The organism is Roseivirga sp. AWQ4_251, assembly GCF_056158225.1.
On record NZ_JBSWSW010000001.1, the window covers coordinates 3,142,415 to 3,165,812 of the forward strand.

At 40.7% G+C, this 23,398-nt stretch carries 17 protein-coding genes and 1 tRNA gene; 11 read left to right on the plus strand and 7 right to left on the minus strand.

Annotated elements, in window-relative coordinates:
- Positions 1-21: 21 nt before the first annotated feature.
- The 3 genes from ACXACJ_RS13820 to ACXACJ_RS13830 form a co-directional block, all read right to left on the minus strand.
- Entirely contained in the window at positions 22-3,201 is a 3,180-nt protein-coding gene (locus ACXACJ_RS13820; RefSeq protein WP_475135019.1) for a TonB-dependent receptor, read from the minus strand.
- Positions 3,202-3,344: 143 nt separating this feature from the next.
- Complete coding sequence (locus tag ACXACJ_RS13825; protein ID WP_475135020.1) at positions 3,345-3,779, minus strand: GNAT family N-acetyltransferase; 435 nt, start codon at positions 3,777-3,779, stop codon at positions 3,345-3,347.
- Positions 3,751-4,722, minus strand: a complete 972-nt coding sequence (locus ACXACJ_RS13830; RefSeq protein ID WP_475135021.1) for a PhoH family protein — start codon at positions 4,720-4,722, stop codon at positions 3,751-3,753. Before ACXACJ_RS13830 ends, ACXACJ_RS13825 begins: the two co-directional genes overlap by 29 nt.
- A gap of 93 nt (positions 4,723-4,815) precedes the next feature.
- On the opposite strand from ACXACJ_RS13830, the gene ACXACJ_RS13835 reads away from it, so the two are divergent.
- From ACXACJ_RS13835 to ACXACJ_RS13850, 4 genes are all read left to right on the plus strand, one after another.
- Complete coding sequence (locus tag ACXACJ_RS13835) at positions 4,816-5,583, plus strand: SAM hydrolase/SAM-dependent halogenase family protein (RefSeq protein WP_475135022.1); 768 nt, start codon at positions 4,816-4,818, stop codon at positions 5,581-5,583.
- Positions 5,583-5,879: a putative quinol monooxygenase gene (locus tag ACXACJ_RS13840; RefSeq protein ID WP_475135093.1), complete on the plus strand. Its 297-nt coding sequence runs from the start codon at positions 5,583-5,585 to the stop codon at positions 5,877-5,879. The genes ACXACJ_RS13835 and ACXACJ_RS13840 overlap by 1 nt, the downstream gene beginning before the upstream one ends.
- 68 nt (positions 5,880-5,947) lie before the next feature.
- Positions 5,948-6,034, plus strand: a tRNA-Leu gene (locus tag ACXACJ_RS13845).
- Positions 6,035-6,159: 125 nt separating this feature from the next.
- Positions 6,160-7,269 carry a PAS domain S-box protein gene (locus ACXACJ_RS13850; protein WP_475135023.1) on the plus strand — a complete coding sequence of 370 codons (1,110 nt, stop codon included), beginning with the start codon at positions 6,160-6,162 and terminating at the stop codon, positions 7,267-7,269.
- Here ACXACJ_RS13850 and ACXACJ_RS13855 read toward each other — a convergent pair.
- Entirely contained in the window at positions 7,253-7,513 is a 261-nt protein-coding gene (locus ACXACJ_RS13855) for a hypothetical protein (RefSeq protein ID WP_475135024.1), read from the minus strand. The two genes, ACXACJ_RS13850 and ACXACJ_RS13855, sit on opposite strands and share 17 nt — an antisense overlap.
- Before the next feature lie 11 nt (positions 7,514-7,524).
- Positions 7,525-9,597: a helix-turn-helix domain-containing protein gene (locus tag ACXACJ_RS13860; RefSeq protein WP_475135025.1), complete on the minus strand. Its 2,073-nt coding sequence runs from the start codon at positions 9,595-9,597 to the stop codon at positions 7,525-7,527.
- A gap of 226 nt (positions 9,598-9,823) precedes the next feature.
- Here ACXACJ_RS13860 and ACXACJ_RS13865 point away from each other — a divergent pair, with 226 nt between their 5' ends.
- Positions 9,824-10,423 carry an ankyrin repeat domain-containing protein gene (locus ACXACJ_RS13865; RefSeq protein ID WP_475135026.1) on the plus strand — a complete coding sequence of 200 codons (600 nt, stop codon included), beginning with the start codon at positions 9,824-9,826 and terminating at the stop codon, positions 10,421-10,423.
- A 6-nt stretch (positions 10,424-10,429) separates the two neighbouring features.
- Positions 10,430-11,473 (plus strand): acyltransferase family protein, encoded by a 1,044-nt coding sequence (locus tag ACXACJ_RS13870; RefSeq protein WP_475135027.1) that lies wholly within the window; start codon positions 10,430-10,432, stop codon positions 11,471-11,473.
- A 21-nt stretch (positions 11,474-11,494) separates the two neighbouring features.
- On the opposite strand, the gene porU2 is transcribed toward ACXACJ_RS13870, so the two are convergent.
- Together porU2 and ACXACJ_RS13880 are read right to left on the minus strand one after the other, a co-directional pair.
- On the minus strand, positions 11,495-16,570 hold the full coding sequence (gene porU2 / locus ACXACJ_RS13875) for a putative type IX secretion system sortase PorU2 (protein WP_475135028.1): 5,076 nt from the start codon (positions 16,568-16,570) through the stop codon (positions 11,495-11,497).
- A 3-nt stretch (positions 16,571-16,573) separates the two neighbouring features.
- Positions 16,574-17,737: a putative type IX sorting system protein PorV2 gene (locus tag ACXACJ_RS13880; protein WP_475135029.1), complete on the minus strand. Its 1,164-nt coding sequence runs from the start codon at positions 17,735-17,737 to the stop codon at positions 16,574-16,576.
- A 276-nt stretch (positions 17,738-18,013) separates the two neighbouring features.
- Between ACXACJ_RS13880 and ACXACJ_RS13885 the strand changes: the two genes are divergently transcribed.
- From ACXACJ_RS13885 to ACXACJ_RS13905, 5 genes are all read left to right on the plus strand, one after another.
- On the plus strand, positions 18,014-18,349 hold the full coding sequence (locus ACXACJ_RS13885; RefSeq protein ID WP_475135030.1) for a PadR family transcriptional regulator: 336 nt from the start codon (positions 18,014-18,016) through the stop codon (positions 18,347-18,349).
- Between the two features lie 10 nt (positions 18,350-18,359).
- On the plus strand, positions 18,360-20,894 hold the full coding sequence (locus ACXACJ_RS13890; RefSeq protein WP_475135031.1) for a PspC domain-containing protein: 2,535 nt from the start codon (positions 18,360-18,362) through the stop codon (positions 20,892-20,894).
- Positions 20,895-21,110: 216 nt separating this feature from the next.
- The gene (locus tag ACXACJ_RS13895) at positions 21,111-21,692 is read left to right on the plus strand and encodes an RNA polymerase sigma factor (RefSeq protein ID WP_475135032.1); all 582 of its coding nucleotides are present in this window, start codon (positions 21,111-21,113) and stop codon (positions 21,690-21,692) included.
- On the plus strand, positions 21,682-22,479 hold the full coding sequence (locus ACXACJ_RS13900; protein WP_475135033.1) for a hypothetical protein: 798 nt from the start codon (positions 21,682-21,684) through the stop codon (positions 22,477-22,479). The genes ACXACJ_RS13895 and ACXACJ_RS13900 overlap by 11 nt, the downstream gene beginning before the upstream one ends.
- 24 nt (positions 22,480-22,503) lie before the next feature.
- On the plus strand, positions 22,504-23,394 hold the full coding sequence (locus ACXACJ_RS13905; protein WP_475135034.1) for an outer membrane beta-barrel protein: 891 nt from the start codon (positions 22,504-22,506) through the stop codon (positions 23,392-23,394).
- Positions 23,395-23,398 lie beyond the last annotated feature (4 nt).

The window sequence follows — 23,398 nt, forward strand, 5'->3', positions numbered from 1 at the left end:
TAATCCACTAATCTTGAAACTTTATTTTCCGAAGGTGTAGCGAACCCCCAATTGCAATCTCCAAGGAGTACCGCTGATTGGTTGGTTTGCTGTTCCTGTTTGTACCGAATAATTGTAAGCCTTAGTAGCCTGGTCAAACCCTTGAATTCTCATCAATTGCTGATTGGTACCGTAGTTATGAGTATTACCTTTAGACTTATCCAAGAAGTTGGCGAAGTTGAAAAGGTCTGCAGAAAGCTCTAATCCGTGACCACTTGGTAAGCTGATTTTCTTCAGCAACCTAAGGTCGATGTTTGCGAAGAATGGGTTAACACCACCGTTTCTTTCTGCAAACTTGCCAAAGCTATCTTTCAAATAATCTTTGAAGTTTGAAGGAACATCAGGATTGTTCAAAATCTCGTTGTAACCATCAATAATTGCTTGAGGCGTATTTGGATCGTTAGGATCGAAGATGTAAGCCTGGTCGTTTGAAGTAACGAAGTCACCATTAGCGCTTCTGTTTGATGCTACAATAAAGTTGAATGGAGATCCACCTTCACCTGTAATTGTTGCTCCTAACACAAAACCGTGGAAAGAAGGCGTTGCCATGTTCACTACTAACTTCTGCTTAAAGTTGTTGTCTGAAATGCCGTAGTTCAATTCTCTTGGGTCGCCCGTTACTGGCAAGAAAGTAGAAGTGTTAGCCACACAACAGTTGTAAGAAGAGTTATCCTTAGCCATGTTACGAGTATAACTTGCATTGAAGTAACCGTCTTTTCCAACTCTCGCAGAACCACCGACTACTAAGGCAGTTTGCTTCAAAATACCGTCAGAGTGCAACACCAAAGTTCTACCTACTTGGCTTGAAATTCTTCCATCCAACCAGTCAGACAATCCACTAGCACTGATGGTATTAGCAGGCACAAACACTTCTCTTCCCTGAGGCGTAACGAAGAATGGCTGCTCTACCAAGTTTGCTTCTTGGTATACATAGTTATTTGTGGTTTTACTGGTTAAGAAGTTCAAAGAAAGTGAATAACGATCTCCGAAATAGTGAGTATAGCTTACGTTAGCCTTAGCTGTAGTTGGCACTTGAAAATCATCACCAACTGCGTTGATTGTACTGAAAGGTTTGGTTCCTTCTGGTACTCCAGGAGCAGAACTTGGGTTTTCTCTGTAACCAGGGAAATCAGGCGTAGGAACGTTGTTTCCTGTTACGTCAATCGCACCTAAAAGTGTTCCTGAATTCTGAATGTTGTTTACTTGAGCATAGTAGTGTGGCTGAGCATTGAACAACCCTCCACCAACTTTCAAGATATCTTTATCTTTTCCTCCTACATTCCAAATAGCTTGCACTCTAGGCTGAATGTTGTTCAAATCCTGAGGTCTTCTATCCGTTCTAATTCCAAGTTCGTTATAAACCGTTTGATTGAATTCTGCAGCTTTGTTGAAGATAGTAGCATCCCAACGAACACCAGCAGTTACTTCAACATCGGTATGTGGAGTGAATTCAGCTTGAGCGAACAATGAAAGGTCCATAACAGTTTGCTTCACGATTGGCAAACCTTTCAAAGGCACTTCTCTTGCATAACGGCTAGGCGTTAGGTTGTCGAAATCGTCCATAGAATCGAAATAGAAACGTCCGTTTTGCTCGTTTGAAAGCAAGGTTTCTAAGTAAGTAATCATGTTGTCCGTTCCGAACGTAAAGTTCACGTTGCCTTTGGTTAAATAAGCCACGTTTGTGAACTGAATCTGGTTTTCCAAGTTGGTTTCTGGAGAATAACGCTGACCTCCCAACTGAACGGAAATAGTACGAGAAGAACCGTTTGGCAAGTCAGACTGAACGTTTACAATCGCTCTAGGAATGTTGCTTGAAGGAAGTTCTGCACGAGGTGAATATGCTCTTTCAGCGTGCTGATACTGCACCTTGAATTCGTTAGTGAAGTTTGAGCTGAACGCTGAACGAAGTGAAATACCGAAAGTATTTTCATTTGAGCTGAAGTCAAGGAAAGACTCGGCCAATTCGATGTTTGAGTTATCACTTCCACTGAATGGATCGAACCACTTATTGTAGTTATTTCTGATCGTCAAACGGTGGATTGGGTTCAATTGCCAGTCTACACGCGCAAAGAAAGTATTGGCCTTTGAAGAACGCTGAAACTGACCAACCTGCTGATTATTTCCTACACCGTATTTAGATCTTGCAATAGAAAGGAATCTGTCCAAATTAGTTTTGGTAATTCCTAATCTGTTTTCGTCATCTTCGCTTTTAATGTCGGCATTGAAAAGCGGAGTGCTAAAGTCTTGCTGCTCGTAAACTGCGAAGAAATGCACTTTATCTTTAATGATTGGCCCGCCTAAGCTAAAACCAGCCTGAGTATTGTTAAAGTCAACATCTCTTTTGTTCTCTCTGATGTCGTATTGGTTCTGAAGTTTGTCGTTTCTGTGGTACACAAAAGCACTTCCTTCAAAATTGTTTGTACCCGACTTAGTTACCGCCTTCACAGCTCCCCCTGCTTGACGACCTTGGGTTACATCATAATCGTTAGTTGAAACTTCAAAAGTTCTGATTGCTTCCTGAGAAATAGTGTAAGGTCCACGGCCAATTTCACCGGCAGTCAAAGTGTTTCTTGCGTTCAAACCATCGATGGTCACGTTGGTTGAAGTTCTTCTTTGACCACCTAAATTAAGGCCTCCTCCGCCTTGCAATGGTGACAAACTCACAAGATTGGTGAAATTTCTACCTTCAGTAGGAAGGTTTTGAATTTGCTGAGCATCAATCAGGGTAGTTTCTCCTTGTCTGTCGATAGAAGATCTGATTTGCTCTCCTGTCACTACAATGGTTTCCATTTCAGTAACAGACTCGCTCAAGGTGAAATTCAATTTCAATTGGTCACCTTGGTTTACCATAAAGCCCTCTTTCTTTTGAGGACCATAACCCACGAAAGTAACTGTTACTTCGTAAGGACCACCCAAAGGCACTTGCAAGAACCTGAATTCGCCATTGGCTCCTGTCATAGTTCCTGTTTGAAAACCAGTTGAAGTGTTTTTCAACATTACCGTTGCGCCCGGCAAAGTTCCGGCATCGCTGGCTTTTACAATACCTTGAATAGTTGCGTCAGTAGCCTGACCGAAAGAATTTAGGGCAATGCACAATAACAGAAGAAGACAGATGCCCAATTGCCTCCCTCTGGATTCGATTAAGTAAAGGTTTTGTTTCATTGAGATAGATTTTGTGCGAAACTATCTCGGTGTCGAGGGATGCAAATGTTAAAATTTAACATCGCTCCAAAGGTTAACAAAAGCCTAACGAAGCCCAGAAAGAGGTTTACAAAAGCTTAATATTGGGGAAATAAAGAAAAGAATTATAGAACCTTCTGCATTTCGAAATGCTCAATGTTCGCCTCAACAAACATTTCTCCCACTTTTTTAAAGCCATATTTGGCATAAAGCGGCATGGCATGAATTTGGGCATGTAAGTAGAGCAATGTGCCCGGTTCCTTCACTGTGTGCTCTATATCTGCCAAAACACTTTGAACCAATCGCTTTCCTACACCTTCGCCTCTAAATTCTGTGAGTACGGCAAATCTTTCAGATTTTACACCTTTTGAAGTTCTTCTATAGCGGGCAGTTCCGGCAGGAACTCCGTCTTTGTAAGCAATAAAATGAACAGACTCTTCATCGAACCGATCGAACTCTTCATCTCTATCGCAAACTTGCTCTTCAATAAAAACCTTTTCGCGAATGGCAAAAGCCTGATCTAGCTCTTCCTTATTTTCTACTTTCTTGACCCTTATCATTAGTATCTTGATGTTTATCGTATGCTGAAATAATTTCTTTCACCAGTTTGTGCCTCACTACATCTTTGGCACTCAAATTAACTCTGGCAATCCCTTTTACTCCACTTAGTACTTTCAATGATTCTGCCAAACCAGATTTTTGGTGGCGCGGTAAATCAATCTGGGAAATATCTCCGGTAACAATCACTTTAGAGTTTGGTCCCATCCGCGTCAGAAACATTTTCATTTGCATGGCCGTGGTGTTTTGCGCTTCATCCAAAAGAATAAAAGCATTATTGAGCGTTCTACCTCGCATATAAGCCAAAGGCGCAATTTCAATAACTCTATTTTCTTGATAGTACTTTAACTTTTCTCCAGGAATCATTTCATCCAATGCATCGTAGATTGGGCGCAAGTACGGATCGATTTTCTCTTTCAAGTCGCCAGGTAAAAAGCCAAGATTTTCACCCGCCTCTACAGCTGGGCGCGTAATGATAATCTTTTTGACCTCTTTATTCTTTAACGCTTGAACGGCCATAGCCACGGAAATATAGGTTTTTCCGGTTCCTGCTGGCCCAACAGCAAAAACCAAATCATTTTCTGAAACGGCTTTTACGAGTTCCTTTTGGTTGGCAGTTCTCGGCTTAATAACCATTCCTTTAGTGCCGTACACCACAACGTCATCTTGATCGTGGCCATTCATATATTCAGCTTCACGCTTGATATACGACTTCACATTTTCATGTGTAACCTTACCAAATTTGTGATAATGCTGAACAAGTGAGTTCAGTATGTCGTTGATTTGAATGATTTCAGAAGCATTTCCTTGAATTAGGATTTCGTTGCCGCGCGACACAATCTTGCTTTTAGGAAAAGCCGAGGCTACTTCTTTGATGTTCTCGTTGGCAACTCCAAGGAAGTCTACCATGGCGATGTTTTCGAGTGTAATTAATTTTTCTACCAAATGCCTAACTATGGTTTATTAGTTGATTAAGCCTTAAAAATTTCAATACTTTTGCTATTCACAAACTTAGATATTTTAACCGAATAGTCCCTTATGGCCATTGTCACTTTCACTTCCGATTTTGGGCTTCGTGACCACTATGTGGCAGCCATAAAGGCAATTCTAATATCTCAAGAACCAAGCCTAAATATCATCGATATTAGCCATTCCATAGCACCGCTCGACATGGCACATATGGCTTTTGTGGTTCGGTCTGTTTTTCGTGATTTTCCCGAAGGCAGTATCCACCTTTTAGGAATGAACGCGAGCCAAGCACAGCAAGATGCGTATTTAGCTGCTAAAATAGAAAACCATTATTTTATCGGTCCAAATAATGGCATTATCAGTCTGTTAAGTGATAAAGACCCTGAGTTGGTCGTGAAATTTCAATTAGAAGAATCTGGAATTTTTCCTTTGAAAAAAATTATCGCCCAACATGCACAAGCCCTGCTTTCCGGAGCAGATTTGACCCAAATGGGGAATGAATGCACAGATTATGTACAAATGCTTCTACGCCAGCCAAGGGCCACTAAGCGCGAAATCTCTGGCCATGTCATTTATGTCGACCATTTTGGCAATTTGATTACCAACATCAAAAAGTTGGATTTCGACATTTTAAGCAGAAACAGGGAATACACCATTCACTTTGGAAAGGAAAAGGTAAGAAGGGTTCATCAGAACTATTTTGATGTAGAACCTGGCGATGCCTGCTTTATTTTCAATAGCCAAGGTGTTTTGGAAATTGGCCTGAATGAAGGCAACGCGGCCATGTTGCTTGGCTTGGGGCATGACAGCCCTATTTCAATCAAATTTGATGAATGATGTTAATTCGAATTGTAAGAATGACTTTTAAGGAAGAAGCGGTGAACGACTTCTTAAAACTGTTTGAAAACAGCAAGGAGAAAATCAGGCACTTTGAAGGCTGTACTCATTTAGAATTGCTGAAAGACTACAATGAAGACCACATTTTCAGCACATATAGCATTTGGGAAAGTGAAGAAGCACTGAACAAATACCGCCATTCGGAACTATTTGCTGAGGTATGGAAAAACACGAAAAAAGGATTTGCCGATAAGCCAATTGCCTTCTCTTCAAAAAAATATATTACGGTAATTTAAACTTTCCTTGGCTTAAGACTTGGTTAATAAAAAATCTTTACTCATTTTTGCATCCGCAATTTGCAACAGCCCAGGTGGCGGAATTGGTAGACGCGTTGGTCTCAAACACCAATGATTTCACGATCGTGCCGGTTCGACCCCGGCCCTGGGTACCAAAAACCTCTCAATATGCCAAATCAGATGGATACTTGAGGGGTTTTTTTTATTTATACGAATCTAAGATTCGGGGCTTTTCAAATACACAACCGAGTTTGACTAGCTTTTGCAAATTAGGAGAGACATGACTAAAGAGGAAGAGAGATTAAGTGCCGTTAGGGAAGCCTTGTTGCTAGACTTTAATAGAAGTGAATTTCAAGACATCGTTGAATTAGCTTCTCAACTTTGCAAAAAGCCTATTGCGCTTATTAGCATACTTGACAACAACTTTAATTGGATTAAGGTAACCACAGCAGGCATTACACATGTTGGCCCTACCCCACGAGAAACTTCTTTTACCCAATACAGCATTAAGCAAAACGATGTACTAATCATTCCTGATGCTAGTAAAGATGAGCGATTTGACAGCAATCCTTTTGTTCAAGAGGATCCTTTCTTGAAATTCTACGCTGGCGCACCTCTTACCTTAAAAAATGGAATTAGACTTGGCACGTTAAGTCTTTTTGATTCAGAACCCGGAGAACTCACAGAATTACAAAAGAGAACTCTCGTAATTCTTTCACGCCAAGCCACAAACCTTATAGAATTAGCACTGAACCATGAGCTTTTAAAAAAGCAAATTGACGAAACAGAAGCTAAAAATGAATCACTAAGAAAAATCGCCTACATACAATCGCATCATTTAAGGCACCCCCTTACTTCCATTATGGGCTTGGTGAATTTAGTAAAAGAAGATGCCCATAAAGTAGATGACACTTGGTTGGAAATGATGAAAGAATCTGCCAACCAACTTGACTCCAGAATTCAAGTTATGGCGAACGAATCGATGTCGCATAAAGACGTTAAGATTCTTCGTTTCAACCGAATGGTTGAGGAAATTGAAGATTACGCCATTTTAATGCTGGACCGAAACGGGAATATTGAAAACTGGAACAAAGGGGCGGAAGTTATCAAGGGATACAAAAGCAGCGAAATTATAGGTAAGAATTTCAGCCTTTTCTATTCTGATGAAGACAGGAAAAATGGCCGTCCGCTCATGCTTATCAATAAAGCCACGGACGAAGGAAAGGCCAAAGATGAAGGTTGGCGCTACCGAAAAGACGGAACTCGATTTTGGGGAAGTATTTTAATTACAGCCATTCACGATGACAACAAAAAAGTAATTGGCTTCACTAAAGTGACCAAAGACTTAACCAAGGAAATGTCTGCTCAAACGTTTATTGATTCACACTAATTCTGGCTTCAGAATACAAATCATAAACGGCAACAATAGAACTGTGCCCGCCAGACTCTCCCCATAGCGGGTATTTGCGGATTTTACTTCTGTCTTCTACAAATTCAGGATGATACTCCGATTCCAGATCGTCCCACACTACGAGCATATATTCGTAGCTCATCTTGCTTTCGCGGCCTTCAATAAGCCATTGCTCAAATTCCTGTTCTGCCAAAGGCTTTGGGTACTCTCTACTATCGAACATAAATTTTCTCTTTAAATAAGCCCTTCGTCTTCCAACTGGGTTCTTACCAAATCATGGTTTGCCCAGAATTTATCCCGAACCTTTTTCATCAGCCTTTTATATTCTGGCAAATCCTCGATGTTTTTCATCAACGGATCGTCACCAAAAAGCACCAGCCAATACATATAACCATTCGTTTCTGAAAATTTAGCCAAGTGCTCTATGGCTTTTTCCCTTTCATTATAATAAGAATAGTAAGCCACAAGCAGCAAATCCTTATAAATGGATTGATCGTGTTCAGCAAAATCTTTGAAGTCGGCCATCATAGCCTCGGCCTCCTTTTTCATGCCCATTTCCTGAAACACCACGGCAATAATTGCATGTTGATTTCGGTAAATATCCATTTGATTTGCTTCTCGCTGCTGCAAAAAGTTGGAGTAATAATAATAGGCGCTATCGAATCGATGTTGAAAATAATAAGCTTTCCCCACGTCTTGAAGAATATCCAATCTGGTCGTGTCCTTCTTCCATTCCCTAACCAAAGCTCGCGTACAAGTTGCTAAATCATCATCCTGAGCATAAATGATAAAAGCCTTCAAGTAACTGGAAAAAGGATTCTGCGGATTAAAATCCAAAGATTTGTTCACATAAGTGAAAGCCTCATTTACAAAGCCCGATTGAATCAGCGCATTGCTCAAATGAAGATAAAAATAGCTTGTCATGGTCGAATCATAAGCCGCCACATTGAGCTTCACTCCTTTTAAAGCGTACTCCAGGTATTTCTGAGTGTTCGGATTATAGTTGGCGTAATATTCCGAAAGCATATTGATTACATCGGCAGAATTTGGGTTGTATTCCAAGGCCTTCTCCAAATACGGGGTCATTTGATCATACTCCTTTATGCTCATATAATACATGGCCTTCGACATTAAACTGAAAGCCGAATGTGGATCGTACAACAAAGCTTTATCTGAGTAATTGTTGACCTCTTCTAAATACTCCTTCTTCTCTTTAAAAATATCGAGATGGAAATAGCACATAGCCAAACTTGCATATGCTAAAGCGAACTTGTTATCGAGATCAAGCGCTTTTTCAAATTGAACGATGCCTTTTCGCAAACTTTCATCATCACGCTTCCATAGATATTCGGAACCCTTCAAGTAAGCATCGTAAGCTTCTATATTTGAAGTTGGTGTTTTCTCAATCAAGTCTTGCTCTTGCGGAGTTACAATTACCTGAACCTCGCCTGCAATGCTCTTGGCTATTTCTTGTTGAAGATCAAAAATACTGGTGACTTCTCTTGTGTATTGTCTTGCCCATAAATGACTGTCTGTAGAAGCTTCGATCAGCTGAACATTCAACAGAATCTTATCTCCTATTTTCTGTCCGCTCCCTTCCACAAAGTAACTCACCCCCAATTCTTCAGCAATTTCAGGAATTGACTTATCTGAATTTCTATACTTTTCGGAAGAAGTTCTGCTAATTACCCGAAGCCCCTTAATCTTCTGCAGGTTGTTCAATGTCGATTCCATAAGGCCATTGATGAGATAGACATTGCTGGAATCGTTACTGTCGTTTTTGAATGGCAAAACCGCTATAGACTTCTCCAAATCCTGGGGAATCACTCTTGGCCTTAACCAAATGATAGCCACCAAAACGACAAGCGCTACACCAATAAGAACCGCACCCACAAGGCTTTTTCTTTTTGAAGAAACCGGAACCAGATTTTCATCTTCTTCTATTACTTCAACTTGCTCTTCCTCTAAACTCCTTTTCCCTGCTTCGCCCGGAGGAAAGCCATAATGCTCGCGAAAGCATTTTACAAAATATGAAGTACTGGCAAAGCCAACAGCAAAGGCGACTTCAGATACATTCTTAGAGTTTTCCTTCAGCATTTTCATACCATGCTCAAGGCGGATTTGGCGAATGTACTGACTTACGGAAAGGTCGGTCAACTTCTTGACCTTACGAAGTAAATTGGAACGGCTCATCCCAATAGCGTCAGCAAATTCTGAGACACCAAAGCCTTCATCAGAAAGATTGCTTTCTACAACCTGCTTGAGTTGGTTTAAAAAATCATTTTCACCTTGAAGATGTTCCGCCATTTTTCGAAAAAATCCAGTTACAAAAGAGGCGAATTATCAGACAAGTAACAACCTCTTTCCACACCCAATTTTAAGCTCAAAAAAGGGGTGTTGCATCATAATTTATACGATTGCGCCATAATTTCAACCCCTTTCCTGATACTTCATATCATTGTCAGCATTTGTGATAACGGCCTCCACAGCGTTTAAACCAACTTTGTGAACATCAAAATCAAAGTTTAAAAACATGAAAACACCAATGTTAAAATTCAACAACAACAAAGCTCTATTATTAATCTTCATCTTATTCTTTGCTATACAGGCATGCGGAACTAAGAGCAGTTCTTCGGAAGAAACTCAAACAGAACAAGGTAAAACGGCCAAGGTTAAAGCACCTAATATAGACTTACAAACTGCCGTAATTCAAAACAACGTAGAGGCTATTAAACAACATATTGCTGCCGGTTCAAAACTCAATGAAAAAGACCCCATGAGCGGTTCAACACCATTGATTACTGCCGCACTTTTTGGCAATAAAGAAATAGCCAAACTCTTAATTGACGGGGGTGCTAACATGAACGCCACCAATAATGATGGTTCTACAGCTTTGCATACGGCTGCCTTTTTCTCAAGACCAGACATGGTTGCGCTTCTTTTAGAAAACGGTGCTGACAAAAGCGTTCAGAACAACTATTCTATGACAGCGCTTCAGTCGATTCAAGGACCTTTTGAACAAACCAAAAGCATCTATCAAATGATGGCGCTTCAGCTTGAGCCTATCGGGTTAAAAATTGACCTAGAAAGAATCGAGAATACTCGTCCGGAAGTAATCAAGCTTTTACAATAAGTGAGCATGAACAGAAGGTATGACATTGATTGGATCAGGGTAATAGCAATTGGCTTGTTGTTGATATATCACATCGCCATAAGCTTTCAACCTTGGGGCATCTACATCGGGTTTATACAGAGCAAACAGCCCTTAGTGGCTGTTTGGGCTCCGATGTCCATGCTGAATGTATGGAGAATTCCGTTACTGTTTTTTGTATCGGGAATGGGCGTTTACTTCGCCATTAGAAAACGAAACTGGAAACAACTTTTGGTAGAAAGGGCCCAGAGAATTTTAGTTCCTTTTCTCTTTGGCATTGTAGCTATTGTGCCGTTGCACCTATTCCTTTGGCAGAGATATTATGAGCAGCCTTTGAGCTACACGCCACATCCAGCGCATCTATGGTTTTTAGGTAACATTTTCGTTTATGTGCTAATCCTCTCTCCTCTTTTCTTTTTAATGAAGAAAAAGGAAAACGAAAAATTCGGACTGACGATCAAAAAGATATTTCAATCGCCATTAGGGCTATTGATTACCGTGGGCGGAATTATTCTCGAAGTAACTTTAGTAAAGCCGGTTCCTTATGAAGTCTACGCTTTAACATGGCATGGTTTCGCGATTGGTTTCTTAGCTTTTCTGTTCGGTTTTTGTTGCGTTTACAGTGGCAATGGTTTTTGGCAGATGCTTTTAAAACTCAGATGGCCGCTTCTGATAACTTCAGTAGGTTTATATGTTCTGCGCTACCAAATGTTCCAACTCAAGTCGCCAGACTATTTAATGGCGGTTGAAACTTGCTCATGGGTATTTACAGTATTCGCTTTTGGTTACAAACACCTTAACCGACCGAGCAGGGCTTTGACCTACTTAAGTCAAGCGGCTTACCCCATATACATCATTCACATGTTCTTTTTGTATCTGGGTTCGGCTATTATTTTCCCGATAGAAATCCCGGTAGTACTTCAGTTTTTGCTTATGATTTTATTCACCGGATTCGGCTGCTTCTGCTTCTACGAATTTGTGATTAGAAGAATAAAGTACCTGAGACCACTTTTCGGATTGAAATTCAAATAAGGCAAAAAGGTCAAAGCTGGATTATCTTAAGATAACCAGCTTACCAAAGCCTTGCTTGTTAAAACCTTTGTCGCCCGCAGTAACACGCTGACCGAAAGTTTGCCCATTGGTTTTCAACTTCACCCTATACAAGTAAGTACCGTTAGCCAGTTGATCGCCAAATTCATCTCGACCGTCCCAAGCATAATCAGAAATATTATTTCCAATTCGTATTGGGCCAAGTTCATCCTGAGTAATCTCTCTCACTACTTTGCCTGTAATGGTCATAATTTGAATAATAACCTGATCAGGCACTTCCGTTCCCGTAACCGTAAACACAAATCGGGTGCTTGTTGAAAATGGGTTTGGATACGGGTAGAAATTAGTGATGGTAGATTCGTTCACCACTTCAAAAGTAATTGAGTAAGGCCCAATTCCAGATTGATTTCCTGAAGCGTCTGTAGCTTCTACTTGCAGTGAATAAATTCCATCTTCTAAGCCTTCCGGCTGAAATTGAACTCGGTAGTTATTGTTCTCGCTAGCCGGTGTAAAACTGACATTTGGACTGGAGAAACTCACTCTTTTCAGTTGGCAACCATCGCAAAGCTGTCCCATCATGATATCAACTCCAAGCGTATCCGTTTTGAACAGATATTGATTGTTATCTCTTAATTCTAAAGCCACAATCGGAGTCGGAGAAACAATATCGCCATCCAAGATATTTACACCATCGAAAGTAACATCTACAGATGGGTTGGTTTTATCGCGAAGCACGTTGAAGAAGCCTTCTAAACGGATGACATTGTTATTGTAATACTGCTCAATTTCACCACCATTATTCACGAAGAGTTCTAAATCGTTTAAGCCAATTTTACCTTTGGTTGCCACGGGAATCATAAAATCAACAGATTGGCCAGCAGCCACAGCCGGAATTTCAAGGCTTCCTGAAGATTCTTCTCTCGTGTTTTGATTATACAATCTGTAACTCACCGAAAGCGCACCTTTAAAATTGTATTCTGAAATATTGGTGAATCTGAATTGACCTTCGAAAGGCTCACCTTCTTCTAACTCAATGTTCGAATTTTGAGAGTTCTGTAAAGAAACCACACCTTCTGGAACACCATCAAAAGTCACCGTCCAGTTTTTCAATTGCGGTGGTGTAGCTAAATCTTTGTCCTTCATCACCACATAGAAACGTAGAAATGGATATTGATCAGGGTTGATTCCACTCAAATCAGCTTCATCAAAAGCAATGTTATTATAGAGCACTGTTTCAGTTCCGTCAAGGGCAACCCCAACAATATTGAAGGTCAATTCATCCGTAGTACCTACATTGATTTTTTTGGTGAATCTTCCCCAAGCACTTGCAGGGCCGATTGTGGGCGACTGCACACTTCCACTATCAATACTGGCCACAATGGATGCATCAAAGGTAATACGTGCCGGGCGGGCATTATCGTTAGAGCCAATAGGCTCCCCTACTACTTCCTGCGCCTGACCTGCTACCTGTCCTTTTCTACCGTAAACTATATATGGTTCACCAGTTTGTAAGCTATTGAGGGTAAAACGGCTTACACCTACCCTTTCCAAATCATCCCTCACATCTGTTCTCCATGTATCATAACGCAACTCCCCAACTGAAAACATCAGCACAAAGTCTTCATTGTCCACACCGTCAATATATTGCTTCATGAGGCTCTGTGCCGGATCTACATTAACATCGGACAAGGCCTCATTGGTAAACGAGTTAATGTAACTAGGTGCTCTGCCACATTTCAAAGGGTCGTCTTCATCGAATACCCCATCGGTTTGCAGCACAAAATAGGGTTGGCCACTGTCTTTATTAAAAGCAATGGCATTAAAGGTACTTAAACCACAAGGGTTGGCAGGGATAATAGCCTGCCCGTTTACATTCACTACCACATCGGAAGCCCGCTGGCCGCTTGGGTGTTCGGAACCGTAAGTTTCCACTTCAACAGTAGTATTAGTACCTGCAAACACCCATGTGTCATTTGTTTCGCTTTTGCTGACCGAGCTCAATCTCAGATTTTCAAATTGATCAAATTCAGTCTGCGCCCAACCCCTAGGACTGTCTTTAATGTAGGTAAAAGTGGCATTGGACCAAGGTACGGTTTCCAGTTGTTGCTCGTCTTCAAATACGCTTCGCCAATAATAACGTACCGTATCGCTTACCGAGGCATCAACCAGTTGTACTTGCCAGGTAGCAATACCTTTTCCTGAAATTGTATTGGTTTTTTTCCAGTTGCTATCGAATGTATTCACCGTGTCGATCTCTACTACAAAATTCCTGTCATTCAGCCTAAGGTTGGCCGACTGTACCACTAAATCAACTTGCGTGTTACTTACGATTTGAAAATTAAAAGGTGCTGTATTAAAAGTACCATTGGCGGGGAAGAAGAAAGAAGCTTCAGCGGTATTGTTCAACTCGCTTCCCTCGTTTACCTCGTTATCCGAATCTAAAATGACCTCAAAGTAGTTTTCGCCAAAAAAGTTGAGGCCCTGATTACTTATTTCATAAAAAATAGTGTCCTGATAACGCACAGGGTCTACTGTAACCTTTGGCAGGTTAACAACAGTACCGTCTTCCAATCGTCTGTTAACAGAAACCGAAAGGGGTGATGTGGTTGTTCTTCCACCATTATTTACTACTACTCCTAACTCAAAGAAGGGGGAAGAAGCTGTAATCTCGCGACCATCACGAGAGCGCAGGAAAATATCTTCTGGCCTAACGGTATAGTCTACCTTGTCATGACCGAACAAAGGGATAGCCGGATCGCCCTGTAACAGTATCTGCTCCACTGCTGCTATATCTACTTCATCTATCAGTACATTATTGGCCAGAAACCTTTTAATAGTTTCCTTTTGAAGATTGCCTATAGACTGAGTCATCCAAAGCGTATCGGCCAAAAGACCATAAAACTCACGGGTATAATCCCGAAGTGAATTTGGCGTTCCAACATCAGAATGAGCCATAAAGTTAACGGCTCCTTTGCCTTCCGCAGCCAGCCAATCTTCTCCGAAAGAATTACCAAAGAAAATCTCGCCACCGCGACACCCATTGACCAAAAAGGCTGTATACCTGCCCGGGTTATTATATCCATTATTCGGATTGGAAACCGTTCCTATGTCAATATCGGTGAATGTAGATGATGAATGCCCAAAGAATGTAATCAAACCGACACCTTTATTTACTTCTTCTGAAATATTAAACCGCTGAACCGCATTGTTGGTGTTTTTAGAAACATTATTAACATTAGCACCCAAATAATCGGCACTCACCTGATCGCCAAAGCCCTCAATAAAGCCTTTGAACCTTATTAACTCATCAGTAGTTAGCCCCCCGCTAAGCTGAACAAAGTTTTTAGTCCAGGGGGAGTCCTTTATTGCCCCTTCCTTTTCCTTTACTTTATCTAAATAATTAGCTACTTCAGTGGCATTATTTACGGAAAGTCGTCCAATTGGAATGGTGGGTATATTAGCTACACCATCCAACCCTTGTGTGTACAAAATATCAGAGCCAGGGGCACCTATAGTAGGCACAAGGTCTTTTCTGGCAATTACCAAAGGATCGGGGAGACGCTGTACCTGGTTATCTACCCTTCTGCCCTTACCGATTAAAAAGACATATTGCGGATCGCTATTGTTATAAACGTGTCTCACAAATCTTCTAATGGCCAGCGGTGAGTACTCTCCATAACTAAACTCGTTGTATAGCTTGGTCACGTCTGCATAAAGTACATTAAAGTTACCCCCCTCAATTGAGCCCCTATAATCAATATAAGCCTGTAAGGGGTCGTCATAACGGCCCGCCACGGATTGATGAAGAATTGGATGCGAAATGATAAGGTAATTATTGGAAGCTACATTTTGATAGCCGAAAGAAACAGGTTCAACTTTTGCGTTGACAAACCTGTCCCTCCTTTTCATTAAAATTCTTCTAGGTTGGTTATTGGACCTTACTACCCCGGAAAGTACATTACCTGCCAATTGTGTACTTATTTTTCGCACATTCCTATAATCTGTAATGTCAAACAGATCTGTTTCCCCAACTACGTTCTCAATCTGCATAAGCTGGTTGGTTTGAACCAGTGGCATATAGAAGGTTACTTTCTCACGAGCCTGGGCATCCAGCTCTTGTGGAAAAACCAGCTGCATAAAGCCAACCGCAACCCTATCATCCGGAATTTCAGGAAACCCAACCGCTTCAACCCTTACTATTAAGCGGCCGGTTGAGCTTATGTCGGACCACTCAATTTGCCTGGTCACTGTACCATAATTACTGTAGTTCAATTCAATATCTTCCGCAATGGTTCTCAGGTTTTCGGTATCAGGCCCTACATATATGGCAGTGTTGTGTAGTCTATTATTAAACCCTACTATTTGTACCGAAAGCCTGGGGGTTCCTTCAGACGCAACCCCGAGTGTGGCATTATTAAACACAAAGTCCCTAAAAGTTTTACCACTCCTTATGGTAAACTCATTACGCATAATGGTATCGCTCACAAACATTTGACCCCGATCGTACCTTCCTAGCTTGGTTTCGCCATTAGGGTTACCAATAGGGTAATATTGACCAAAAGAAAATTCCGAAGTGTAAACCTGCAGAATTTCATTGTTATGGGCTATTGCAGGTGTTAGCCCGGTAGCCGGTTCATTAAGTACCTCCATTCGTTTTCCCAGCACTCCAGCTTTTGAAGTCAGGAAAAAGGCTGTCGTGTCCGAAAACAGATTATAATATTTATGAATCTGATCACCAGGGCTTTTAAAGAGCTCAGTATCCAGAGTACCATCATTTCTCTTGCCGTAAAATTCGATATAGTCGCCAGTTCCGAAATTACCATCGCCACCATCATTTACAAATACAGCCACTTCCTTTCCCCTATGGAAAAGCTGGAGATTACCTGAGCTTACACCTCCAAAATCAAACCCGGCTGCATTTAAAGATTCATAGGTTAATCTATGAATATCATCAGAGCCTGTTTTTATCTTAAAATAAGACTGATCATAATTGATCCATTCATTCCCAATAACCTGTGCATTCGATCGGAAAGAAAAAATCAATAACGAAAAGAAAATCAACCAACTTAGCTTTCTCATCTCCTACCTCTCTTTTCTTTTGTCTTTTGCGTAAATACCAGGCAATGCATCCATAGAATATGTCAAACTGAACACATGTGAATAAGGTGATTCTGCTACATTCCCAATATCAGTCAAGGCATAATCAATTACCAAATCTCCCAGGTTGATACCTAAGCCCATGTTGGGCTGAAAAGACCAATAGGTATTTCCTGTACCTCCATTTTCATAAGAAAAATCTTTGATGCGTTGAAAATTACCGATGCCCGCACGGACAAAAAATTGCTTTTCGTAATTGAATTCAAGACCAAGTAAAGGTTCGAAAGATGCAATTTCAGTCTTCACCAAAACATTTCTTCTTCCATCGAAAGTGAAAACGAAATCGGCAGAAGCTAACATGCCTACTTTTTCAGTGAATTTAAATGAGCGAGAAGCACCAAAAATCAACTTAGGCAAAGTGAGCTCCAAAGAGTTGTTTGGCAGCACATTATTGGTTTGGCTATATATATCAGCTAGACTTTCTTGATTAAAAGACCAAGCGTTGAAAGTGGTACTCACATCTCTCAACATAATCCCAAAATCCCAATTGTAATGTCTATACTTTAAAGAAGCATCAAGACCAAAACCCCATGCATCTGCAAAATCCCCAACCTTTCTTCTAATCACTTTGAAGTTGGTACCGATAGTAACCCCCTTACCAAACGGCCTACCGAAAATAAGCCCCACTGCACGTGCGTAAGAAAGCACAAAGGCATAGTCTTGCGCACTAAAGAATTTGATGTTATCGTAATTCAGTCGGCCATTGTCATCAAACAAAAATCGGGTATCGGGAATATCGTCAATCCCCAAACGGATAACGGAAAACGCGATATGAGAATCGGTATCAATAGCTCGCGCCAAGGCTAAATAATCATAATTGGCAATTCCCGAAAAATAAGCGGCATGCTGAGCAGAAACCTGAGTTCTATATTCTATGTCGGTGAGTGCTGCAGGATTCCAGTAACCTGCCGTAACGTCATCGGCCACCGAAGTCATCGCGTTTGCCATAGCCAAAGCCCTAGCTCCCACACCTATAGACAGAAACTCGTTGCTGTATTTAGGTGCATTTTGGCTGTATAGCTTAGGTGATATTAAAAACAAAGGGACGAGCAACATCCCTACAATAGATTTATTAAGATTTTTTATCACGATTAGTTCGAACCCCGCTTGTATTCAATATTAACATATTTGTTTCTTCTGGCTACGCCTGAAACACAACTCTTTTAGAGCATAAATATTTTAATATACTAATATTTTAATATACTTTTTACAAAGTAAGTAAAATTACTCCAAAACACCTTAAAACGGTGGTTTTTAACAATTTATTAAACAAGGTAATATTTTTTATTAGGTACTATGCAACACATAGTACCTTCTTTCGTACATTTGTATATCAAAAGGTCAAACCATCTTAAAGGTTAAGAGATGAATTTAGAAAACACACAGGTCCAAATGCGGAAGGGAATTCTTGAATTCTGCATTCTGCATATCATTTCCCGAGGGGAAGTCTATGCATCGGATATGCTAGAAGAACTTACTTCTGCAAAAATCATGGTGGTTGAAGGTACACTTTACCCTTTGCTCACCAGGCTTCGCAAAGCGGGACTGGTTGAATATAAATGGGTAGAATCAAATTCAGGCCCACCGCGCAAGTACTACACCATTACCGAAACAGGTAAGGCATTTGTGGAAAATCTGAATTCCACCTGGAACGAACTGGTCAACTCAACATCTCAAATCATCTCAAAAAACAATTCATAATCCTGCTGTCATGAAAAAGAACATAAGCATCAATATAAGTGGCATCATATTCCATATAGAGGAAGATGGGTACGAAACCCTGAAACGGTACCTTGATTCTATCAACAAGTATTTTTCTTCTTATGAAGACAGCGAAGAAATTATTGCTGATATAGAAAGCCGTATTGCCGAAATATTTTTAGAAAAATTAAAAGACGGCAATCAGGTAGTTTCTGCTGAAGACGTTAATTCTTTGATCAAAACCATGGGAAATATCTCTGATTTTGAAGCCATTGAAGAAGAGGATGATTTAGAACCGAAAACAAATCAGAAAGAAAAAACAAAAGCGAAAAGCAGCACTTTCAACGATAACAATTCGAAAAAGTCGGAGAGAAAACGCCCTCTTCGCCTTTATAGAGACTTGCAAAGAAAAGTATTGAGCGGTGTAGCCGCTGGTATTGCCAATTATTACAATTTCGATCCGCTTTGGTTACGCATCGGCATCTTGTTCGTACTCTTCGGATTGGTGTTTGCAGGCCCAGCATCTTCATTGGTTTTCATAGCCTATTTTGTAATGTGGGCGGTTACACCTGGTAGCGAATATTTAGAAGAAGATAAGAAAATCAAGAAGCTATACCGCGACCCTGACGATAGAGTTTTAGGTGGTGTTTCTTCCGGTTTGGCGAACTACTTCGGCATAGAACCATTGATTATCCGCATCATCTTTATTGTTCTGGCATTTGGGTTTGGCACTGGAATTTTGGCCTATCTTATTTTATGGATCATCACGCCATCTGCATTTACCATAACGGACAAAATGCAGATGAAAGGCGAGCAGGTCACCTTGTCCAATATTGATTCTAACATAAAAAGAAGCAAAGAGCCAGACTTCGGCCCAAAAGGAGAAGGTACATTTACTAAACTCTTACTCTTCCCTTTCCGATTAATCGGGAAAATCTTTACGGGTATAGGAAGGGCTTTTGCTCCGCTGATGCTGTTTATTGTCGCTGTAATTAGAATTTTAACTGGTGCATTAATTTCAATGACAGCCCTTTCGGCTATCGTTACTTTGATCGCGATTGCTGGCGTATTCTTCGGCCTCTATAATGGCGATTGGTTCATTTGGGATTCTGACTTGGCTTATTTTCCTGTAGAAATTTTCCAAGCTACAGTACCAGGCATTGGCATCTTATTCTTGATGATCACGGTTTTCATACCATTCCTTTATTTATTGATTGCCGGTATTACCGTTATCGCGAAAAGAAGAGTAATGAGCAGTTCCGTAGGCTGGAGCATTTTAGGGATTTGGTTCATCGCCATCCTCGGGACTTTCGCTACTTTGCCAAACGTGGTCAGAGATTTCAGATCAGAAAACGGCTACAGAAATACTGAAGAATTCAGCGTTCAGGCAGACACGCTTCTGTTAAAAGCTAACCAAATCAACTATGGCGATTTGCGCAGAAATGAGTTTAGATGGAATCGTTGGGAAGAAAGATGGCACGATAACGATGATTATTACAACAATGATCATTTCGTGTCGGACCTAACCAACTTGGACATCCGCGTAAGCGAAGACGATCAGTTTAGAGTAGAAGAAAGGTTCAGAGCCAGAGGCCGCAACTTAGAAGATGCAGAACGCAATGCGCGTATGGCAACTTACAACTACGCGGTAGAGGGTAATGAAATCATCTTCGATTCAGAATTGACGCTTTCAAAAGATGCTCATTTCAGAGTTCAAGAGGTGAATATCACTTTCTATATTCCTGAAGGAAGACCTTTCAAGATCGATAGAAGCATAAGAAACTTATTACGCACATATTATCGCTTCAGCAGAGGTTATTCTTATTGGAACATGTTTGAAAGCACCTGGATTTTTGAAGATGGCGACTTAAAATGCTTGACTTGCGAAGAAGAAAATGCTTCCTCCACATCAATTTCAACAGAAACCAAAAACTTCACGCTATCTCCTTTTTCTGAAATTGAATTGAGCGACAGATTCAGGGTAAACCTAATCAAGTCCGATAGCTTCAAAATCGAGTTAGAAGGCAGAAAAAGATTGGTAGACAATATCGAAATCTCACCTAACGGCAGTAAACTGAACTTATCCGCTAGAGATTTAAGGATAACTGAAAACGAATCTGCGGACATCACCTTAAATGTGTACGCTCCAAACATTGAAAAAATCAGAGTAGATAGCAAAGCGGATTTGAGCATAGAAGACTTCGAAACCGAATTTCTAACCATCTGGACGTTTGGCGATGCCAACTTATCGATTGATTCGGACATTAAAGGCTTGGATTTATTTATGAGCGACAACAGCCGAATTAACCTAAGCAGCAAAGTGGAAGAACTGAAAGCCGATTTACAAAAAGGCTCTAGACTTTACGCCTACGATGCTTCTATTGAGTTTGCCGAAGTTGAAACCAATAACGACAGCCGAGCCAGATTGACTGTCAACAGAGAGTTAAATGCAGCAGCAGGTGGATTTTCGTCCATTCGCTACAAAGGCAACCCAACATTGAATATTACAGATCAAAACCGATCTGGAACCATAAGTAAATTCTAAAAATCTATCCTGACAGAACGGGCTTATTTCGATGACTTCAATTTTTAAATGAGTAATCCGAAATAAAATGCCCGTTCTTATTCTTTATTAAAACCTTAAAAATCAAGAACTTTACCCCGCACGCAAAAGGCATGGAGTTTTAAAAGTTATTTTTTCTAAAACAGGCATGCAACCCTTTTTATCATTCATACATCTACCTTGTGAATCAACCAAAAAATGCTTCAAATCAAAAGGTCAAAGTCTGAAGAGAGGCTCATAGAAGCTTGCCGAAAAGGAGATAGAAAAGCACAGCGAGACATATACGAAAAATATGCCCCTCTGATGTATTCTGTCTGCAGACGGTACGTCATTGAGCTACAAGAGGCTGAAGACATATTGGTTTGTGGTTTCACGAAAGTTTTCAAAAAAATCGACCAGTTTTCTGGCGAAGGCAGTTTTGAAGGCTGGGTCAGGCGAATCATGGTGAACGAATCGCTCACCTACATTCGCAGAAACAAAAGCATGTTTTTGGAAGTGGAAATTGAAAAGGCAAACAGAGAACCCGATTACCAGCAAATGCACAACAATTTAGAAGTTGAAGATTTGCAAAAAATGATCGATCAGTTGCCAACCGGTTACAAAACCGTTTTCAATCTCTACGCCATTGAGGGATTTTCTCACAAGGAAATCGCTGAGCAGTTGGGAATAAGCGAGAACACCTCCAAATCTCAATTGAGCCGAGCCCGAGCGCATTTACAGAAAATGCTGGTTGTGGCCGAGGATAGTATGAATGATAAATTAATGCAAAATGAAGGGTAATAACATCGATGAGCTTTTTCGTCAAAAGCTGAGCCATCAAAAAACAACACCTCCATCAAACGCTTGGGAAAAAATTGAAGGGAACCTAGAAGGGAAGAAAAAAGGCGTTTATTTCTGGCTAAGCATAGCCGCAAGCATTGTGATTGTTTTCACAATCGGGGGAATTCTTCTTACAAGACCTTCAAAACAACAGCAATACCAAGCTAAGAATACTCCAAAGGAACAAAGTCTTGAAAAAGAACAGAGCCCTAAGGAAAAACCTCAAAATCAAACTCAAACAACTACCCAGCAGGAAGTTGATCAAATCGATCAACAAGAAGAAGAAACTGTTGCTCCTATTCAACAGCTTTCTTCTTCTCCTCAACTGGTTGCAAGCTTGGATCAACAGCCATCAGTTAAAAACTTGAACAAGAATTTAACTGAAGTAAATCACCAAGTGCTTCAGCTTGAAAAAATCGATATCAATCTAAACCTAAAAGTGAATTCACTTGCTCAAATCAAGCATCAATCCGTAATGCCAATCACGCTTACCGATTTCTACAGCAATCAAATTTATAATGAAGAAATCGAGACCACTAAGAAGAAGAAATTCAGCGTGTTAGACGGAATCATCAGTGTAGCCAAAGGTGTGCACACTGCTAAAGAAACCATTTCGGAATTAAGAACTACCAAAAACGAATTCGTTTCTAGCGAACTAAAATATGGCAATACCGAAAGCGAGCCACAGAGCAAAAGTGGTGAACGCACAAATACCAATCAAAACACCACCAATAGTCAATTCGAATAATTACAACTCAAAATAAATAATACAATGTCTGCAAGAAAACTTATCGCCATGCTCATATTGGTCGTATCGAGCATGGGCCTAGCAAACGCTCAGAACATTTTTCAAGGAAAGAGCAACCTGAGCACTGATTTAACCTACGGGTACACCCCAAAAGGAATTCAGTCTGAATTATTAAACCCAAACCTCAGTGTTTCGGAGTCAGCCATTAAAACCTCTACTTTAAAGGCTGCCAAAGAAGAAAAAGAAGAGGAAAAGGATTTTCTGGAAAGAAGCTTCGATATCGATAGATATTATCCAAGAAGAGGCACCGACAGCTTTTTGAATTTCTACATTGGCCTTAACAATTATCTGGAAGATGGAGAACTGCCAAGCAGCAGTTCCGACTACAACCTCAATCCTTTGACTTCCTGGTACGGAGCTATAAACTTCGATAACATTACAAAAGTGTTTGGCCCCTTGTATTTAGATTGGGGAGTTGGCCTGAGCATTCAAGATTTCAGCTTTGAAAACACCAGAATTGTAATGGATGTGGACAAAGAAAATAGAACCGTTGAATTCAACGAACGCGTAGATAGGTCGGGCATCAAGAGCAAAATCAGCGTTGGCTACCTTAATGCACACCTCGTTCCTAGTTTCTCTTTTGGTCGTTACAACTCCTTCAGAATTGGAGCCGGTGTTTACGCTGGTTACCGTATTGCCAGCAGAGCCAAATACAAATATGATGACGCAGATGGCGACAGACAAAAGGACAAAGTAAACGACAGCTTGTTGCTAAACCCTTTCAAATATGGCGTAAGAGCTCAAATGGGATGGGATTTCTTCGACCTGTTCTTCAACTACGACCTTACCAATCTTTTCGAAGATGATGTGAACGCCCCTAAACTAACACCGGTCACTTTTGGGGTGATTTTCTAAAACA

Coding starts and splice junctions, on each gene's coding strand:
- ACXACJ_RS13860 (WP_475135025.1), bottom strand. CDS start 9,597: ATGGCGGAACATCTTCAAGGTGAAAATGATTTTTTAAACCAACTCAAG.
- ACXACJ_RS13865 (WP_475135026.1), top strand. CDS start 9,824: ATGAAAACACCAATGTTAAAATTCAACAACAACAAAGCTCTATTATTA.
- ACXACJ_RS13890 (WP_475135031.1), top strand. CDS start 18,360: ATGAAAAAGAACATAAGCATCAATATAAGTGGCATCATATTCCATATA.
- ACXACJ_RS13905 (WP_475135034.1), top strand. CDS start 22,504: ATGTCTGCAAGAAAACTTATCGCCATGCTCATATTGGTCGTATCGAGC.
- ACXACJ_RS13895 (WP_475135032.1), top strand. CDS start 21,111: ATGCTTCAAATCAAAAGGTCAAAGTCTGAAGAGAGGCTCATAGAAGCT.
- porU2 (WP_475135028.1), bottom strand. CDS start 16,570: ATGAGAAAGCTAAGTTGGTTGATTTTCTTTTCGTTATTGATTTTTTCT.
- ACXACJ_RS13825 (WP_475135020.1), bottom strand. CDS start 3,779: ATGATAAGGGTCAAGAAAGTAGAAAATAAGGAAGAGCTAGATCAGGCT.
- ACXACJ_RS13900 (WP_475135033.1), top strand. CDS start 21,682: ATGAAGGGTAATAACATCGATGAGCTTTTTCGTCAAAAGCTGAGCCAT.
- ACXACJ_RS13840 (WP_475135093.1), top strand. CDS start 5,583: ATGTTAATTCGAATTGTAAGAATGACTTTTAAGGAAGAAGCGGTGAAC.
- ACXACJ_RS13835 (WP_475135022.1), top strand. CDS start 4,816: ATGGCCATTGTCACTTTCACTTCCGATTTTGGGCTTCGTGACCACTAT.
- ACXACJ_RS13870 (WP_475135027.1), top strand. CDS start 10,430: ATGAACAGAAGGTATGACATTGATTGGATCAGGGTAATAGCAATTGGC.
- ACXACJ_RS13885 (WP_475135030.1), top strand. CDS start 18,014: ATGAATTTAGAAAACACACAGGTCCAAATGCGGAAGGGAATTCTTGAA.
- ACXACJ_RS13820 (WP_475135019.1), bottom strand. CDS start 3,201: ATGAAACAAAACCTTTACTTAATCGAATCCAGAGGGAGGCAATTGGGC.
- ACXACJ_RS13855 (WP_475135024.1), bottom strand. CDS start 7,513: ATGTTCGATAGTAGAGAGTACCCAAAGCCTTTGGCAGAACAGGAATTT.
- ACXACJ_RS13850 (WP_475135023.1), top strand. CDS start 6,160: ATGACTAAAGAGGAAGAGAGATTAAGTGCCGTTAGGGAAGCCTTGTTG.